18 protein-coding genes are annotated in these 15405 nt (G+C 63.6%); 9 read left to right on the top strand and 9 right to left on the bottom strand.

Annotated features, from left to right (window positions below; translation table 11 throughout):
- Positions 1-23: 23 nt before the first annotated feature.
- The gene (locus NKH42_RS21295; protein WP_254819067.1) at positions 24-1064 is read left to right on the top strand and encodes a sulfate/molybdate ABC transporter ATP-binding protein; all 1041 of its coding nucleotides are present in this window, start codon (positions 24-26) and stop codon (positions 1062-1064) included.
- Positions 1065-1078: 14 nt separating this feature from the next.
- Here NKH42_RS21295 and NKH42_RS21290 read toward each other — a convergent pair whose 3' ends face one another.
- Positions 1079-1477 (bottom strand): type II toxin-antitoxin system VapC family toxin, encoded by a 399-nt coding sequence (locus NKH42_RS21290; protein WP_502896130.1) that lies wholly within the window; start codon positions 1475-1477, stop codon positions 1079-1081.
- Positions 1477-1749: an antitoxin gene (locus NKH42_RS21285; protein WP_254819069.1), complete on the bottom strand. Its 273-nt coding sequence runs from the start codon at positions 1747-1749 to the stop codon at positions 1477-1479. The genes NKH42_RS21290 and NKH42_RS21285 overlap by 1 nt, the downstream gene beginning before the upstream one ends.
- A 283-nt stretch (positions 1750-2032) precedes the next feature.
- Between NKH42_RS21285 and NKH42_RS21280 the strand changes: the two genes are divergently transcribed.
- Together NKH42_RS21280 and NKH42_RS21275 are read left to right on the top strand one after the other, a co-directional pair.
- Positions 2033-3019, top strand: coding sequence for a sulfate ABC transporter substrate-binding protein (locus NKH42_RS21280; RefSeq protein ID WP_352687523.1), 987 nt, complete (start codon positions 2033-2035; stop codon positions 3017-3019).
- Between the two features lie 244 nt (positions 3020-3263).
- Positions 3264-3713 (top strand): RrF2 family transcriptional regulator, encoded by a 450-nt coding sequence (locus NKH42_RS21275; RefSeq protein ID WP_006202816.1) that lies wholly within the window; start codon positions 3264-3266, stop codon positions 3711-3713.
- Here the strand turns inward: NKH42_RS21275 and NKH42_RS21270 are convergent.
- The 7 genes from NKH42_RS21270 to NKH42_RS21240 all read right to left on the bottom strand — a co-directional run bounded on the left by NKH42_RS21270 (position 3710) and on the right by NKH42_RS21240 (position 11698).
- Positions 3710-4189 (bottom strand): gluconokinase, encoded by a 480-nt coding sequence (locus NKH42_RS21270; protein ID WP_352752285.1) that lies wholly within the window; start codon positions 4187-4189, stop codon positions 3710-3712. The genes NKH42_RS21275 and NKH42_RS21270 overlap by 4 nt on opposite strands.
- Positions 4190-4260: 71 nt before the next feature.
- Positions 4261-5247, bottom strand: a complete 987-nt coding sequence (locus tag NKH42_RS21265; RefSeq protein ID WP_254819072.1) for an ABC transporter permease — start codon at positions 5245-5247, stop codon at positions 4261-4263.
- Positions 5244-6224 (bottom strand): ABC transporter permease, encoded by a 981-nt coding sequence (locus NKH42_RS21260; protein ID WP_352475436.1) that lies wholly within the window; start codon positions 6222-6224, stop codon positions 5244-5246. The genes NKH42_RS21265 and NKH42_RS21260 overlap by 4 nt, the downstream gene beginning before the upstream one ends.
- Positions 6221-7762 (bottom strand): sugar ABC transporter ATP-binding protein, encoded by a 1542-nt coding sequence (locus NKH42_RS21255; RefSeq protein WP_352687519.1) that lies wholly within the window; start codon positions 7760-7762, stop codon positions 6221-6223. Before NKH42_RS21255 ends, NKH42_RS21260 begins: the two co-directional genes overlap by 4 nt.
- Before the next feature lie 80 nt (positions 7763-7842).
- Positions 7843-8967, bottom strand: coding sequence for a sugar ABC transporter substrate-binding protein (locus NKH42_RS21250; protein WP_352687517.1), 1125 nt, complete (start codon positions 8965-8967; stop codon positions 7843-7845).
- Between the two features lie 296 nt (positions 8968-9263).
- Positions 9264-10292 carry an HTH-type transcriptional regulator GntR gene (gene gntR / locus NKH42_RS21245; RefSeq protein WP_352687515.1) on the bottom strand — a complete coding sequence of 343 codons (1029 nt, stop codon included), beginning with the start codon at positions 10290-10292 and terminating at the stop codon, positions 9264-9266.
- Positions 10293-10465: 173 nt separating this feature from the next.
- Positions 10466-11698: an MFS transporter gene (locus tag NKH42_RS21240; protein ID WP_352752287.1), complete on the bottom strand. Its 1233-nt coding sequence runs from the start codon at positions 11696-11698 to the stop codon at positions 10466-10468.
- Positions 11699-11872: 174 nt separating this feature from the next.
- On the opposite strand from NKH42_RS21240, the gene NKH42_RS21235 reads away from it, so the two are divergent.
- From NKH42_RS21235 to NKH42_RS21210, 6 genes are all read left to right on the top strand, one after another.
- A complete protein-coding gene (locus tag NKH42_RS21235) occupies positions 11873-12160 on the top strand; it encodes a DUF3175 domain-containing protein (protein WP_352473504.1) in 288 nt (95 codons plus the stop codon).
- A 119-nt stretch (positions 12161-12279) separates the two neighbouring features.
- On the top strand, positions 12280-13191 hold the full coding sequence (gene iolE / locus NKH42_RS21230) for a myo-inosose-2 dehydratase (RefSeq protein WP_352687511.1): 912 nt from the start codon (positions 12280-12282) through the stop codon (positions 13189-13191).
- A gap of 30 nt (positions 13192-13221) precedes the next feature.
- A complete protein-coding gene (locus NKH42_RS21225; RefSeq protein WP_352687509.1) occupies positions 13222-13347 on the top strand; it encodes a hypothetical protein in 126 nt (41 codons plus the stop codon).
- A 44-nt stretch (positions 13348-13391) separates the two neighbouring features.
- The gene (locus tag NKH42_RS21220) at positions 13392-13598 is read left to right on the top strand and encodes a LacI family DNA-binding transcriptional regulator (RefSeq protein ID WP_352687507.1); all 207 of its coding nucleotides are present in this window, start codon (positions 13392-13394) and stop codon (positions 13596-13598) included.
- A 4-nt stretch (positions 13599-13602) separates the two neighbouring features.
- On the top strand, positions 13603-13959 hold the full coding sequence (locus NKH42_RS21215) for a GntR family transcriptional regulator (RefSeq protein ID WP_352974404.1): 357 nt from the start codon (positions 13603-13605) through the stop codon (positions 13957-13959).
- 455 nt (positions 13960-14414) lie between these two features.
- A complete protein-coding gene (locus NKH42_RS21210; RefSeq protein ID WP_352687500.1) occupies positions 14415-15389 on the top strand; it encodes a polysaccharide deacetylase family protein in 975 nt (324 codons plus the stop codon).
- Positions 15390-15405 lie beyond the last annotated feature (16 nt).

Genomic DNA, 15405 nt, shown 5'->3' with positions numbered 1-15405 from the left:
CATCAACTACAAAAGGGATTTGCATGGAAGTTCGCGTTGCCAACGTGCGCAAGGAGTTTGAGCGGTTTCCGGCCCTCCGCGACGTTTCGCTCGACATCAAGTCGGGAGAACTGATCGCTCTGCTGGGACCGTCCGGTTCCGGCAAGACGACGCTGCTCAGGCTGATTGCCGGATTGGAGCGGCCGACCCGCGGAAAGATCTTCTTCGGCGAAGAGGATGCCTCGCAAAAGTCGATCCAGGAGCGCAATGTCGGCTTCGTCTTCCAGCACTATGCGCTGTTTCGCCATATGACGGTCGCCGACAATATCGGCTTCGGACTCAAGGTCCGGCACGGGCCGTCGCGCCCGTCGGCAAAGGAAATCCGCCGCCGCGCCTCGGAACTCCTCAACCTCGTTCAGCTCTCCGGTCTGGAAAAACGCTATCCGGCACAGCTTTCGGGCGGCCAGCGCCAGCGCGTGGCGCTGGCCCGCGCCATGGCGATCGAACCGGCCGTGCTTTTGCTCGACGAGCCGTTCGGCGCGCTCGATGCCCAGGTGCGCCGCGAACTGCGCCGCTGGCTGCGCGACATCCACGACGCCACCGGCCACACCACGGTCTTCGTCACCCATGACCAGGAAGAGGCGCTGGAGCTTGCCGACCGCGTCGTGGTGATGAGCCAGGGCCGCATCGAGCAGGTCGGCACCGCCGACGAGATCTACGACACGCCGAACTCGCCCTTCGTCTACGGCTTCATCGGCGAATCGAGCTCGATTCCGGTCAAGGTCGAGGACGGCCAGGTCTGGATCGCCGACCGGCCGATCGGGCTTTCCGCGCCGCACGCACCGCAAGGCGAAGCGACGCTGTTCTTCCGCCCGCACGACGTCGATCTGGTGGAAGAATGCAACGGATGCATCGCCGGCACGGTCGCCGCCAGCCGCCGCGTCGCCGGCACCCGAAGGGTAGAACTCGAAATCGGCGGCGAGCGCCAGCGGGTCGAGATCGAATTGCCCGTCGACCATCCTGCGGCGCAGAAAAGTCGCGTGGCTTTTCGGCCGCGGCGCTGGAAGCTTTTTCCGGCTGCTTGATCTTCTATCAGGCGTTACACCAGCCAGTTCTCGACCTTCAGGCCTTTGATCCGGTTGAACTCCCCGGTGTTGGCCGTCACCAGGGTAGTTCCCAGCGCACGGGCGTGAGCAGCAATAAAAAGGTCGTTTTGGCCGATGGTCTGGCCCCTGCCTTCCAGTTCTGCGCGAATCGCGCCGTACTCGGCATCCACCGGCACATCGAGCGGCAAGACGGGAATCTCAGCCAGCAATTCCTCGACCTTCTTGTGCAACTTGGCCGATCTGTTCTTGACGCAGCCATATCGCAGTTCCGACGCGACCACGACGCTGGTACACACGGCGGCATCTCCCACGCGCAGGACAGCGCTTGCGGCTTTCCCGGCCGGATTTCGGATCATGTCGCTGACAATGTTCGTGTCCAGCATGAACCGCATCAAAAAAATTCCTCGGATTTGACAGGCATATCCTCGACATCGGGAAAGTCTTCCTCGACACCGGGCGGTGGCTCTTTCGCCCATTGCGCGAGCAGTGCGGTGAGGCCAGGCTTGCGGACCGGCTCGATGATCAGGCGGTCGCCTTCACGGCTGATCAAGACCTTTTCGCCGGGAAGTTCGAACTCGACAGGAATGCGCACCGCCTGGCTGCGATTGTTACGAAACAGCTTTGCCTCTTTCGGCGGGGTTGTTGAATGGCGGTGTTGAGGCATGACAACAGCTCCTTGTATATACTATTTGTATATGCCAGACAGCGGGGCGATGCAATCGCATTGCGCCGCGTTGGCCGGCCGGGAACCATCGTACACGCCGACGGCATCGGCACCCTGCCAAGCTGTCCTGAGACTCTGCTTGAAAGAAAAAACTAGAAATCGCCCACAGCGGGACTACTTTTTCTCGCGATAACGTCGAGGGGCCGCTCTGCGTGCCTCGTCGCGCACGAGGCCTTGCCGCTATGGTCCGGCAATAAGCGTACCGCATTGGAGCCCTGTTTTCATGAAGCGATTTTTGCTTGGCGTCGCCACATTGGCCGGCCTGGTCCTCGCATCCTCCCAAGCCTGGTCGGCCGACAGATTGCTGAACGCCTCTTACGATGTCGGTCGCGAACTGTTTGCGCAGGTCAACAAGGCGTTCGTTGCCGGCCACCCCGGCGTCACCATCGATCAGTCGCATGCCGGAACCTCGGCGCAGGCGCGCGCCATCGCCGAAGGCCTCGGCGCCGACGTGGTCACGTTCAACCAGGTCATCGACATCGACTTCCTGGTCAAGAAGGGCCTCATCTCCGCCGACTGGCAGAAGGACTTTCCGGATAACGCCTCGCCCTTCTATTCGCTGCCCTCCTTCCTGGTGCGCGCCGGCAATCCGAAGCACATCAAGGATTGGAACGATCTCGTCCGCGACGACGTCCAGGTGATCTTCCCCAATCCGAAAACCTCCGGCAATGCGCGCTATACCTATCTCGCGGCCACCGCCTACGCCAAGGAAGCCTTCAAGGGCGACGATGCCAAGGTGAAGGAGTTTGTGACAAAGCTGTTCAACAACGTGCCGATCTTCGACACCGGCGGACGCGCCGCGACCACCACCTTCGTGCAGCGCGAAATCGGCGACGTGCTGATCACCTTCGAGTCGGAAACGCGCGGCGTCCGCAAGGAGTACGGCGAGGACAAGTTCGAGCAGGTGACGCCTTCGGTCAGCCTGTTGGCGGAATTTCCGGTGGCGATCGTCGACACGGTCGCCGACGAGCATGGCACGCGCGATCTTGCCAAGACTTATCTCGACTTCCTCTATACGCCGGAGGGCCAGGACATCGCCGCCCGCAACGGCTTGCGGGCCCGCGACCCGGCGGTCGCCGCCAAATACAAGGCTGAGTTTCCCGACGTCCGGCTGCTGACGGTGGAGGAGGTCTTCGGCGGCTGGGCCAAGGTCCAGGCCGAGCATTTTGCAGCGGGCGGCCTGCTCGACCAGACTTACGGCAGCCGCTGACGTCGCCAACGATTGAAAGCCGGCGCTTGCCGGCCTTTCCTTCATTTTGCCCACCGAAATTGCAGCTTCCGCACGTTCCGGACCGCCCGCCCGCCAAAGCGTTACGAAGAATCAACGCGTTTGCGCGCAATATGTCGTCGGGCGGCCTGTCTGAGCGAACTGCATCGCACGGCCAAACCGTCATTATTTGCACACAAACAGCCGCCAGATGCGGGTGGTTGGGGCTTTATGGGTTGGTTCGGGCATGCTTACCAAAAAAGGCAAATATGGCCTCAAGGCCCTCGTGCATCTGTCGGGCCTGCCGGTCGGCCAGCTCGCATTCGTCAATGACATCGCGGTCGCCAACAACATCCCGAAGAAATTCCTCGATGCCATCCTGGGCGAGTTGCGCAACGCCGGCTTCGTCCAGAGCCGCAAGGGCAAGGAAGGCGGCTATCGCCTCGCCCGGCCGGCTTCCGAGATCAAGATCGGCCATGTCGTGCGCGTCCTCGACGGGCCGCTGGCGCCGATCCCCTGCGCCAGCCGCACGCAATACCAGCGTTGCGAGGATTGCGACGAGGCGACCTGCCAGGTCCGGCACATGATGCTGGAGGTGCGTCAGGCGATCGCCGAGGTGCTCGACAACCGTAGCCTCGCCGCCATGCGCGATGCCGACAATGACGATTTCCCGGTCGAACTGACGTCGCAGATCTAGCGCGCGAGCAGGCTCAAGGCGGTCGCCACGGTATCGGCGACCGGACGCGTGCCATCCAAGGTCATTGCCGCCTCGTCCGCCGCTGGCGCCTCAAGCGTGGCGAACTGGCTGTCAACCAGGCTTGCCGGCATGAAATGACCCTTGCGACTGCCTACGCGCTGTTTGGCCGTTGCCGGGTCGATCTCCAGGTAAACGAAAACGATATCCGCGCAAAAGCCGCGCAGGCGATCACGATAACTGCGCTTCAGCGCCGAGCAGGCGGCGACGACACCTCGCCCGCTTGCGACCGATGCTGCCATGCGCTGGCCGATCGCGTCGAGCCAGCCCTCGCGCAGCACGTCGGTAAGCGGCTGCCCGCTCGCCATGCGCGCGACGTTTTCGGGCGGATGCAGCCTGTCGCCCTCGATAAAGAGGGCGCCCAATGCCGCTGCAAGCGCTTCACCGACGACCGACTTGCCGCAGCCGGCAACGCCCATCACCACGATGGCGGGTGTCGCTCGTCCAGTGCTCGCCGGCTTATATGCCACATCCTTCCCGGTCATGCAGGTCAGCGGCTTGCCGGCGCGCGGCCATAGAGCAGCAGCATGGCGACGATGACGACGCCATAGATGATCTGCCGTCCCGCCTCCGGCATCTGCATGACGGAAAGAATGGATTGCAAAAGCGTGATCAGGATCACGCCAGCGACGGTGCCGAGATAGGAACCGCGCCCACCGAGGATCGAGGTGCCGCCGAGCACCACCGCTGCTATCGACGGCAGAAGATAGGCGTCGCCCATCGACTGTGCCGCCTTGGAGGCATAGCCGGCCAAAAGCACGCCGCCGAAGGCGGAGAGCCCGCCCGAAACCGCAAAGGCGATCATCACCACGCGCCTTGTGTCGATGCCGGAAAGATAGGCGGCACGCTCGCGGTTGCCGATGCCATAGACGGTGCGGCCGAAGCCGGTGCGGGTCAGCACGAACACCATTGCGGCGCCGATCAGTGCCCAGATGAGAACGGCGTTAGGCACGCCAGGAACAGCAAAGCCGGTCGCCAGATAGCGCATCGCACCGGTCGCCGAATCCTGCGGCGAGAAACCGCCCGTGTAGACCACCATCAGCCCCTGCGCGACGGCGTTGGTGGCAAGCGTGATGATCATCGAGGGAATGCGCAAATAGGCGACGCCGATGCCGTTGACGACGCCGATCAGAACACCGCAGAAGATGCCGAACGGAATGGCAAGCGCCACACCGACCGGCCCATAAGCGGCCGCGGCGCAGGCCATCATCGCGCCGGCCGCCACCGACCAGGGTACCGACAGGTCGATCTGGCCGAGCAGGATGACCAGCATCATGCCGGTGGCGATGACGCCGAGAAACGACGCCACCTTGAGCTGCTGCAAAAGGTATTCAGGCGACAGGAAGCTGCGCGAATAGAGGCTGCCGAGGAACAGCAGCAGCACGATACAGGCGAACGCCGTCAGTACCGCAGGGTCGGCGCGGCGGAGGAATTTCGGCATGCGGCCGGCGAGACCGCTCACAGTCGTTTCGCTCACAGGAACCACTCCAGCCGGTTGCGGACCCGAAACAGGGCGAAGGCGCCGAGGCTGACCGCGATCAGCAGGATGACGCCCTGGAATAGAGGCTGCCAGAGCGGATCGAAATCGAAGACGAACAGCAGGTCGCCGATGGTGCGGAAGGCAAGAGCGCCGAAGATCGCGCCGATGGCGCTGCCCTTGCCGCCGAACAGCGACACGCCGCCAAGCACGACCGCAGCGATCGAAAACAGCGTATAGGCGTTGCCGCTGGCGTAGGCCGCATCGCCGGTATAGGTGAAGAACGTCAGGAACAGCCCGCCGATCGCGGCAAGCAGCCCGGCAAGCGTATAGGCGGCGAACTTTCCACGCCGGATCGGCACGCCGGACATGTAGGCCGCCATCTCCGAGGAGCCGGCTGCATAAGCGGCGCGGCCGAGCACCGACCGGCTGAACGGCACCCAGACAACGAGCACGACCGCCAGCAGCGTCACCAGGCTCGCCGGCACAATACCAAACAGGCGCCCGGTCAGCGCATCGGCGAGCCCTTCATTGACCGAGCCGCCCGGAAACGGCCGAAGCAGCAGGGCGATGCCGAAATAGACCGCACCGGTGGCAATGGTGGCGACGATCGGCTGCAGGCGTCCATAGATGACGATGGCGCCGTTGATTGCCCCGCACAGCAGCCCGGTGCCGAGCACGGCGATGACGCCGAAGGCGGTCTCGAGGCCGGTGCCGACGACCAGCCACGAGGCCAGGCAATTGGTCAGGGTGAAGATCATGCCGACGGAGAGGTCGATGCCGGCGGTGATCACCACCAGCGTCTGCGCCATCGCAACGAAGGCGAGCAGCACGCCCTTGTTCGACGCCGTCTGCACGACATTGGCGGTGAAGCCCGCCGGATGGTTCGAGGTGTAAATGATGAACATGACAACGAAGATGCCGAACGCCAGCAGCGTTCCGCGCTGTTCGGCGAGCCAATAGCGCCAATCCTTCACGCGTCCGCTCCTTGCCTTGGCATCTCTTCGTGAATGTTGAGCGCGCTGGCAATCAGCGCCCTCTCGGTGATTTCGGCGCCGACCAGTTCGCGCTTGACCGCGCCGTCATAGAGCACCAGCACTCGGTCGCAGCAGCCGATCAGCTCGTCATAGTCGGTCGAATAGAACAGGATCGCCGCACCCTGGTCGGCAAGCTTGCGCAACAACTGGTACAGCTCCTGCTTGGTGCCGACATCGATGCCGCGCGTCGGGTCGTTGAGCAGGATGATGCGCGGCTGCCGCATCAGCCATTTGGCGATGACGACTTTCTGCTGGTTGCCGCCGGATAGCGCGCCGACCGGAATATCGAGGCCGGCCGTCTTGATCGCCAGAAGACCGACCATGTCGTCGATCAGCCGCTGCTCGGCGGCGCGATCGATGATGCCGGCCCTGGACAACCGGTCGAGGGCGGCGAAGGAGAGATTTTCGCGCACCGTCATCGGCAGCATCAACCCTTCCGTCTTGCGATCCTCCGGGATCAGCGCCATGCCGATCCGGTCGTCACGCGCCGCGGCCGGACTGGCGATCGCCACCGGCGTGCAGTCGATCAGGATCTGGCCCGACAGGCCACGCAGCACACCGAAGAAGGCGAGCAGCAATTCGCGCTGGCCCTGGCCGTCGAGGCCGCCGAGCCCGACCACCTCGCCCGCCCCGACCGATAGCGAGACATCGTGCAGCCGATCCGTCCAGGACAGGTTGCGCGCCTCTAGAACCGGCGTGGCTGCGGCAGCCGCCCGCGCGGGTTTGGGCGGAAAGATGTGGCTGTATTCGCGCCCGATCATCAGTTCGACGACCTCGTTGTCGCTCTTGGTGCCGGCCGCGTAGCTGGCGACATTGCGGCCATTGCGGAACACCGTGCACTGGTCGGCCAGCTCGGCGATCTCGTTCATGCGGTGCGAGATGTAGAGCAGCGCCAGCCCTTCCGAACGCAGCCGCTTCAACACGGCGAAAACCCTGGCGACGTCGGCCGCGGTCAGCGCCGAGGTCGCCTCGTCGAGGATCAGGATGCGTGGCTTGCGCGCCAGTGCCTTGGCGATCTCGACCATCTGCCTTCGTGAAAGAGGAAGATCCTTGACCAGCGCCAGCGGATGGATATCGGAAGCGCCGGCGCGAGCCAGGGCTTCTTCGGCGATGCGGCGCTGCGCCTTGCGGTCGATCATGCCGAAACGCTTCGGCGGATCGGAAATGACGATGTTGTCGGCAACGCTGAGTTCGGGGACGAGCGACAGTTCCTGGAAGATGCAGACGATGCCGGCCTGGTTGGCAGCGGCCGGCGAAGCGAAGCTCACTTCGTTCCCGTCCAGCATCATGCGGCCCTCGTCGGGCGCGACGACCCCCGCCATGACCTTGATCAGCGTCGATTTGCCGGCGCCGTTCTCGCCGAGGATGGCGTGGATGCTGCCTGGAGTGACCGACAGTTCGGCCTTCTCCAGCGCGCGCACGCCGCCATAGCGCTTGGATATGCCTTCCATGCGGAAGAGCGGAACCGCACCGTCCATCGGCCCTCCCCAGGCGCTTGGCAATCAGGATGTCGAGCGCCGGCGCCGCGGGATCGCCCGCGGCGTCGGGCTGTCGGAGTTTACTGGTTTTCCTTGCTCTGGCCCATGATTTCCTGCGCCGTGAAATTGATGCCGCAGGTCGGGAAGGAATTGCCGACGAAGAAATTGTCGGACTGGTCGGGGAAGTAGTCCTGGCCTTCCTTGAAGTTCGGATCCTCGACGATCGCCAGCGGCAGCTTGATCGATTGCGGCACGACCTGCCCTTCAAGTGCTGCAATCGCCGTCTTGATGGCAACCGCCACCTGAGCCGGGCCGGTGCCGGCCGACGAGCATTTCAGGCCATCAGCGGCGAACTTGGCGCAGAATTTGCGGAAGCCGTTCTCCGTCTCGCCGCCGAACGGCACGAACGGATGCTTGGCATCGATCATCGCCTGCACGATGCCGGTATCGCCGCCCTGTCCGGTAATGCCGTCGAAGGGGCCGTTGGTGGCAATAGCATCGGCCGTAGCCTTTTGCGCAACGCCGTCATCCCACTTGCCGACGACCTCGGTGACATCCCATTTCTTGCCGGAGGCGTCGAGAACCTCGTGGATGCCGTTATGACGGTCGGTATCGACGGATGTGCCGGCTACGCCACGCACTTCCAGCACCTTGCCGCCGTTCGGCACGTGCTTGACCAGCCAGTTGCCCCACAATTCGCCAAGGCCTTTCTGGTCGACATTGACGTTGATGGCATCCTTGGTGTCGAGGATGTTGTCGAAGGCGACCAGCACCACGCCGGCTTCCTTGGCCCGCTTGATGACAGGACCGAATGCGGTCGGGTTCTGGGCGTTGACGACAATCGCGTCATAGCCGGAATCGATGAAATTGTTGATTGCCGAAATCTGGGCCGGCACGTCTTCGCCGGTCGAGACCACCTTGAATTCCTTGAGCTTGGCCGCGACCTCCGGCTGCGCTGCATAGGCCTTTGCCGTCTGCACCATCTGGATGCGCCATGTGTTGGCGATATAGCCGTTGGCCAGAGCGATGCGGTACGGGCCGTCTTTCTTGGGGAACTTGAAGAACTGCGTATCGGCCGACCAGGGCGCGAAGCAGTCAGGCTCGGCCGATGGCCCCTTGACGATTTCAGGATCGGCGATCGCCGACGAGCTCAGCATGACGAAAGCAGTGGCGGCAACGATACCGCCAACGAGTGACTTGATCATCGATATTCCTCCCAGTTGCAGTTTTGTTTGTTGTTACGCCGATGAATTTGCGCTTTTCCGGCCCGGCACCTCCCGCCGTACCCGTCGCGCGTTCAGGTGGCCGAATGCCGACCCGATCCCCTCCTTTGTTGCCCGGCTAGTCCCGCAAAAACTATCATATTATACATAATAAACAAGCATGAGCTGTCGCTTATGTATAATAAACAGCCCCCCATCTTCTGAGCGAAGTACCGCCCGGCGATAATTGGTAGCGCTACCATGACGTAGTGTAAAGCGCCATTGCGTTGAAGCGCGCTTCAGCGCGCCGTGCTTTCACGCCGCTTGAGTTCGAAGCCGAGGTCGACGACCCGCTGTTCCGGCCTGTTGCCTTCGATCGCCGCAAGCGCCATGGCGACCGCCCGCCGGCCGATCTCGTAGCGATACGTCCGAACGCTGGTGACCGACGGAAAAGCCACCTCCATCATGTCGAGATCGTTGAAGCCGACGATGCCGATCGTCTTCGGTACGGCGATCGAAGCGCGGTGGCATTCGAACAGCACCCCGAGTGCTATATCGTCATTGTTGCAGAACACGCCGTCGAGGCTCGGCACCTTGGCCAGCGCGTCGCGGAACAATTCGCGGCCGAGGGTGACGCTGGAGGGCACCGGCGTGGTGGTGGTAAGCCGCGCATCGAACAGGCCGGCCGCCTCCATCGCCGCGCGATAGCCGGCCAAGCGCCGCTGCGAGCGCGGATCCATGCGCGCGCCGATGAAGCCTATCCGGCGATAGCCTGCCTCGATCAGATGTTCCGCAGCCGCCCTGCCGCCCTCGAAATGTGAGAAACCAACCATCATGTCGACCGGATCGGGCCCGGTCTCCATCACCTGCACCACCGGACAGCCCGCCGTTTCCAGCAGTTTTCGCGAGGCCGGCGTCTGGTCGATGCCGGCCACGATCAGCGCCGCCGGGCGTTGCGGGCCAAACACCTGCAGCAGCCGCTCTTCCTCAAGGCCGGAATAGTGGGTGTTGCCGAGCTGAATCCGGAAAGGGCCGTCCGACAGGCTGTCGTAGATGCCGCGCACCACTTCGGCAAAGACGTTGTTGGTAAGCGACGGCACCAGAACGCCAAAGACCTCGGCGCGCGCCGAAGCCAGCGCCCGCGCATTCGGGTCGGGCACATAGCCGAGCTCGTTCACGGCCGACTCGATCTGGCGGCGCAGATCTTCCGAGACACGCCCCGGCTCACGCAGGGCGCGCGATACGGTAATGGCGCCGACGCCGGCCTTGCGGGCGACGTCGGCGATGGTCGGGCGGCCGCCGCCGCGGCGTGAGCGCGGCTTGATCACCGTACTCGTCCGGACGCCGGGCAACCGCCCACACGCGACCGTGAAACGATGTTCAGCGTTTTTGAAACTGCTGCCATGCCAAACTGGCCCGTTGCCACACCTTGTCTGGCGTCGCGCAGCCTTCGGCTGTTGTCAAGCGACGGCCGGAGAGACTGTATCCGTACCGCTGTGCTTCAGGCCGCCACAGCAGCGCTGCGCCGGGCCTTCCACAGCAGCAGCACCATGGCAAAAATATTCAGCAGGTTCCAGGCAATGCCGTTGAGGAACGCGGCGGCATAGGAGCCGGTCAGATCGTAGATCCAGCCCGACATCCAGCCGCCGATCGCCATGCCGAAGATGGTCGCCATCATGACGATGCCGACGCGCTGGCCAGCTTCCTTGGCTGGCATATATTCGCGCACGATGATCGCATAACAGGGCACGATGCCGCCTTGCGACAGGCCGAAAACCAGCGAGACGACATAAAGCGAGGCAAGCCCGTCGAACGGGATATAGAACAACAGCGACAGGCATTGCAGCACCGAGCCGATCAGCAGGGTTTTCACACCGCCGATGCGATCGGCAAGGAAACCCGAGCCAAGCCGGCTGACGACGCCCGCCGCCAGCATGATCGACAGCATATCGGCGCCATGCGCCACGCCGTAGCCGAGATCAATGCAATAGGCGACGATATGGACTTGCGGCATCGACATCGCCACGCAGCAGCCGAGCCCGGCCACGATGAGCAGCGCCTGCAAGGCCGCCGGCGACAGGGAGATCGGCTGAACCACGCGGCTGCCCGGCGATCCCGGAGCCGCCTGGGGCGGTGCGCCGCGCCGGAGCAGCAGGATCAAGGGCACCATGGTGACCAGGCAGACGACGCCGATCGCGGCATAGGTGAAGCGCCAGCCTTGCGCCTGCATGACATAGGGCATCGCCGTCGGCCAGATCGCTCCGGCGAGATAGTTGCCGGATGCCGCAGCCGTCACCGCGACGCCGCGGCGCCGGTTGAACCAGTGCGAGATGTCGGCGATCAACGGCCCGAAGATCGCCGACGAGCCAACGCCGATCAACAGGCCCTGGACGAGGGTGAACTGCAGGATCGAACTGGTCAGCGACGCCAGCAGGAAGCCGGCGCCAAGTGTAATCGCAGCAATCAGCGCCGGGATCCAATACCCCATGCGGTCGATGGCGCGGCCGAACAGCACATTACCGGCGGCAAAGCCGACCATGGTCGCGGTGTAGGGCATCGAGGCAGCGGCGCGATCGACGCCGAATTCTGCCTGCACGGCAGGCAGCACCACGACCACCGCCCACATGCCGACCCCGCCGATCGTTGCCAGCAGCATCGAGATGCCCAGCCGTATCCAGGCATAGGCACTGTCGATGCCTGAACTTCCTGCCTGGCTTGAGACGATTGGGGTCAAGAGCGTTTCCTGTCCGCAGTTCTTGAATCGGCGGTTCTGACCACTATCGGCGCATTCGCATCGCCGAGCAGCGCCACGACAGGCAAATCCGTGGCTCCAGGGATTCGGGCCGAAGTGGAACAGGGGTGCGCCATAAGGCGTTTTCCCGGCAACGACCTAGTGAAGGAGTTTGCCATGACCGCGCAACGGAAATGGTCCGCCGACGTCACCGGGCATAGCGACGCGCTGGACCTCGAGGAACACATCTTCGAATCCCACGATCCCAAGAAGATCGCCGCCTCGTTGAAGCGCTCGGCCGAGCACAGCGACCGGCGCAAGGCAGGGCCGTTTCAATCCGCCATGTCGATGCTGAATTTCTACATCAACCGCGCCGGCAAGAACCTGCCGGCGGCGCAGAAGAAAGTGCTGGAGGACGCAAAGGACGAACTGCGCGCCCTTTTTGGCCGCCCAAAGGAAGACTAGAATCGGTCACCATTAATTGGTTCTGCCAGATTCGGCTGAACTGGACCTAGTGACAGGGCCTCTTTGTCGCCAGTTTGCAGGCTCGGCTTGTATTCCCAAGCCCGCAAAAGCCTGGCGTCATGACGGTCAAGATCGGCATCAATCCCATCACCTGGAGCAATGACGACGTTCCGGCGCTTGGCGGGGATACGTCCTTGGACACCTGCCTGTCGGAAACCGCGCTGGCCGGCTACCGCGGCACCGAACTCGGCGGCAAATTTCCGCGCCAGGCCGAAGTGCTTGGGCCGCTCCTGTCTTCCTATGGCCTGGAACTCGTCTCCGGCTGGTATGATGGCCGCATTCTCGACCGCACGGTCGACGAGGAATTCGCGGCGATCACCCCACATCTTCAGCTGTTGCGCGACCTTGGCGCCAGGATCGTCGTCTACGCCGACACCTCGCGCGGTCGCCATGACGGCATTTTCGCACCGATCTCCGAGCGTCCGCGCCTCGCCGACGGCGACTGGCCGTCCTATGGCGAGAAACTGACCGCCCTCGGCGACCGCATGGCCGCATTCGGGGTCGGCATGGCCTTCCACCACCACATGGGCACCATCGTCGAGACGGACGATGAAGTCGACAGGCTGATGGCGGCGACGGGCCGAAGCGTCGGCCTGTTGTTCGATACCGGCCACTGCCTGTTTTCGGGCGGCGACCCGCAATCGCTGCTGCAACGGCATCTCGACCGTATCGTGCATTTCCATTGCAAGGACGTTCGCAGGGCGGTGCTGGAACGGGCACGCCGCGAGGACATGAGCTTCATGGCGGCGGTAATGGACGGCATTTTTACCGTGCCCGGCGACGGCTCGGTCGATTTCCTGTCATTGCTGAAACCCCTCGCCGCGCGCGGCTATGAAGGCTGGCTCGTTGTCGAAGCCGAGCAGGATCCGGCCAAGGCGCATCCGCTGACCTATGCCAGCAAAGGCCATTTCTCGCTGCTCGCCACCGCCCGCGAGGCCGGCTTCGAAGTGGCGACGCGGCAGGTAAACTGACCGGCCCGCATTGCGAGCCGGAGGAACATAATGGGCGCGCGCCTCGATGGGGTTAGCGACGCGAAAGCGCCCGGCGATCCGCGCCGCCTTGCTCCCTACGCGGTGCGGATCGCAGAAACCCGGCTCTGGATTTCAAGCCACGACTTTCAAGCTTGAGGCCGGCCGGAAGCCGTGCCTTGATGCAACCGAGGAGGAGCGACATGGCTTTCGAAGCTGCGCTTGGCATAGAACGGCTTTGCACCATCCGCGAGATTGCCGAGAAGGCGGAACTTGGCGCCGCCACCGTGCATCGCGCGCTGAAGAACAGCCGCGAGATCCGTCCCGAAACCAGGCGGCTGGTGCTCGACACCGTCTGCCGGCTCAACGAGGAAAAGATCGCCCGCGCCGCCCGGTTCGTCGGGGGATAGTGCCTTGCCCGACCACATGCGCCTCTCCCTCGACATCATGTCGGTCGACCGCGCCTCGGAAGAACCGATGCATCGGCAGATCTACGGCGCCTTGCGACGCTTTATCCTTGACGGCCAGATCCCGCAGAACACTCTGCTGCCGTCGACGCGCTCGCTGGCCGAAGATCTGAAGGTCGGGCGCAACACCGTCATCGCCGCCTATGACCAGCTCCTTGCCGAAGGTTTTATCGAGGCGCGTGCCGGATCGGGCACCTGGGTGGCGCCGATCCAGCAGAACCGCCCAATGGCTTCCCTGCGCGCCGGACTGGCGGTGCCGCAAAAGCTGTCGCGGCGTGGCTCGACGCCAAGATGCTGCGCATAGCGGGCCTCGAAGCGGTCGCATTCGCTGTCCTTGCCGTAACGAAACAGCGCGCCAGAGCGGATCACCCTGGCAATGGCTTCGATTTCCTCTTCGCCGGCGGTGTACATGACAGGCCTCCAAGTTACTTGGTAGTTTGGGTCACTTGATGGTGTGGACAGCTGTAGGCTTGTCGGCACAGTTTGAAAGAACCACTCCGCCGCTATTCGACCAAGCCATCTGCGCCCGGAAAGACGGTTCCTATGAGTGGTTTTGAACCGTGATTGGGGAAATCGGTAGCTAAGTGTCTCAGCCGGCAGGCAAATCGTATCCATCCGAATTCGCCAAAGTGGCCCTGTCGGAAAGCCGGGTTTCGGCGTTCCATTCCGGCCAGTTGGGCAAACGGTTGGTTCCATGAAATACGGGACACACTTTGGAAGACCCTCGAAACCGGTATGCCGGCGGGAAGGCGGCCATTCGTGAACGCCGCCGGCTCCAGCAAACGGATCGTGCTCCACGAGGACGATGTCGGCATGTGCCACGGCGCCAACAGCGCCTTCCTCGAATTGAGCGGGCTGGGTGTCTGCAGTTCCGGCGCGGTGATGGTGCCGTGCCCCTGGTTCCTCGAAATGGCCGAAGGCGCCGCCGCCAACCCCAGCCTTGACCTTGGCGTCCACCTGACGCTGAACAGCGAGAAGCAGCATTACAAATGGCGGCCCTTGACCGCGCCGTCGCGGGCGGCCGGCCTGACCGACGAGTTCGGCTTCTTCTGGCCCGATGTGGCGACCACGCGCCGCAAGGCGGTGCCGCAGGCGGTCGAGGCCGAGCTTCGCGCCCAGATCGACACCGCCTATCGCGCCGGCATCGACGTTACCCATCTCGACGCGCATATGGGCGCGGCATTGTCGCCGGAATTTTGCGACATCTACATCAAGCTCGGGCTGGAATATCAACTGCCCGTGCTGCTGACCAAGACGCTGTCCGCCTATTCCCCCAACGACAATCTGGTCGGCGTTACCGAGGAGGCGTTCCAGCGCGGCGTGGCGCTGGCCCGCGCCGGCGGCTTTGCCATTTTCGACGCCGCGATCCAGACAACCTGGGGCCGGCCGCGTTCCAGGTCGATCGAGCCCGCTTACAAAGCGCTCATCGAGGGTGTGCGCGAGAGCCTGACCTTCTTTTGCCTGCATTGCAACGCGCCCGGTGAACTCGAGCTGATCGAGCCGCGCTCAGCCTATATCCGCACCGAAGAGTACGAGCTGTTCCGCGACCAGGGCTTTCGCGACTGGCTCGCCGCACAGCCGATCGACATCATCGGCATGAAGGCCCTGCGCGAGGAGCTTCGCGCCACGCTCTCGGCCGGGCGATCATCGACAACGGCCCGCGGCAGCAACGCGGGCGAACAGCGACTGGCGTCGGCAAAGGCCCGCAAAGCGGCCACCCGATCCGCGACGTGAGCCGATCGTCGCGGCC

This window comes from Mesorhizobium sp. M1142, from assembly GCF_040318565.1.
Taxonomy (GTDB): domain Bacteria; phylum Pseudomonadota; class Alphaproteobacteria; order Rhizobiales; family Rhizobiaceae; genus Mesorhizobium.
Note: the sequence above shows the minus strand (reverse complement) of the source record. Positions and strands in the feature narration are given on the sequence as shown.

Excerpts from the sequence above, each read along its gene's own strand:
- NKH42_RS21295 (WP_254819067.1), top strand. The coding sequence starts at position 24 with ATGGAAGTTCGCGTTGCCAACGTGCGCAAGGAGTTTGAGCGGTTTCCG.
- NKH42_RS21290 (WP_502896130.1), bottom strand. The coding sequence starts at position 1,477 with ATGCGGTTCATGCTGGACACGAACATTGTCAGCGACATGATCCGAAAT.
- NKH42_RS21285 (WP_254819069.1), bottom strand. The coding sequence starts at position 1,749 with ATGCCTCAACACCGCCATTCAACAACCCCGCCGAAAGAGGCAAAGCTG.
- NKH42_RS21280 (WP_352687523.1), top strand. The coding sequence starts at position 2,033 with ATGAAGCGATTTTTGCTTGGCGTCGCCACATTGGCCGGCCTGGTCCTC.
- NKH42_RS21275 (WP_006202816.1), top strand. The coding sequence starts at position 3,264 with ATGCTTACCAAAAAAGGCAAATATGGCCTCAAGGCCCTCGTGCATCTG.
- NKH42_RS21270 (WP_352752285.1), bottom strand. The coding sequence starts at position 4,189 with ATGGGCGTTGCCGGCTGCGGCAAGTCGGTCGTCGGTGAAGCGCTTGCA.
- NKH42_RS21255 (WP_352687519.1), bottom strand. The coding sequence starts at position 7,762 with ATGGACGGTGCGGTTCCGCTCTTCCGCATGGAAGGCATATCCAAGCGC.
- NKH42_RS21250 (WP_352687517.1), bottom strand. The coding sequence starts at position 8,967 with ATGATCAAGTCACTCGTTGGCGGTATCGTTGCCGCCACTGCTTTCGTC.
- NKH42_RS21235 (WP_352473504.1), top strand. The coding sequence starts at position 11,873 with ATGACCGCGCAACGGAAATGGTCCGCCGACGTCACCGGGCATAGCGAC.
- iolE (WP_352687511.1), top strand. The coding sequence starts at position 12,280 with ATGACGGTCAAGATCGGCATCAATCCCATCACCTGGAGCAATGACGAC.
- NKH42_RS21225 (WP_352687509.1), top strand. The coding sequence starts at position 13,222 with ATGGGCGCGCGCCTCGATGGGGTTAGCGACGCGAAAGCGCCCGGCGAT.
- NKH42_RS21220 (WP_352687507.1), top strand. The coding sequence starts at position 13,392 with ATGGCTTTCGAAGCTGCGCTTGGCATAGAACGGCTTTGCACCATCCGC.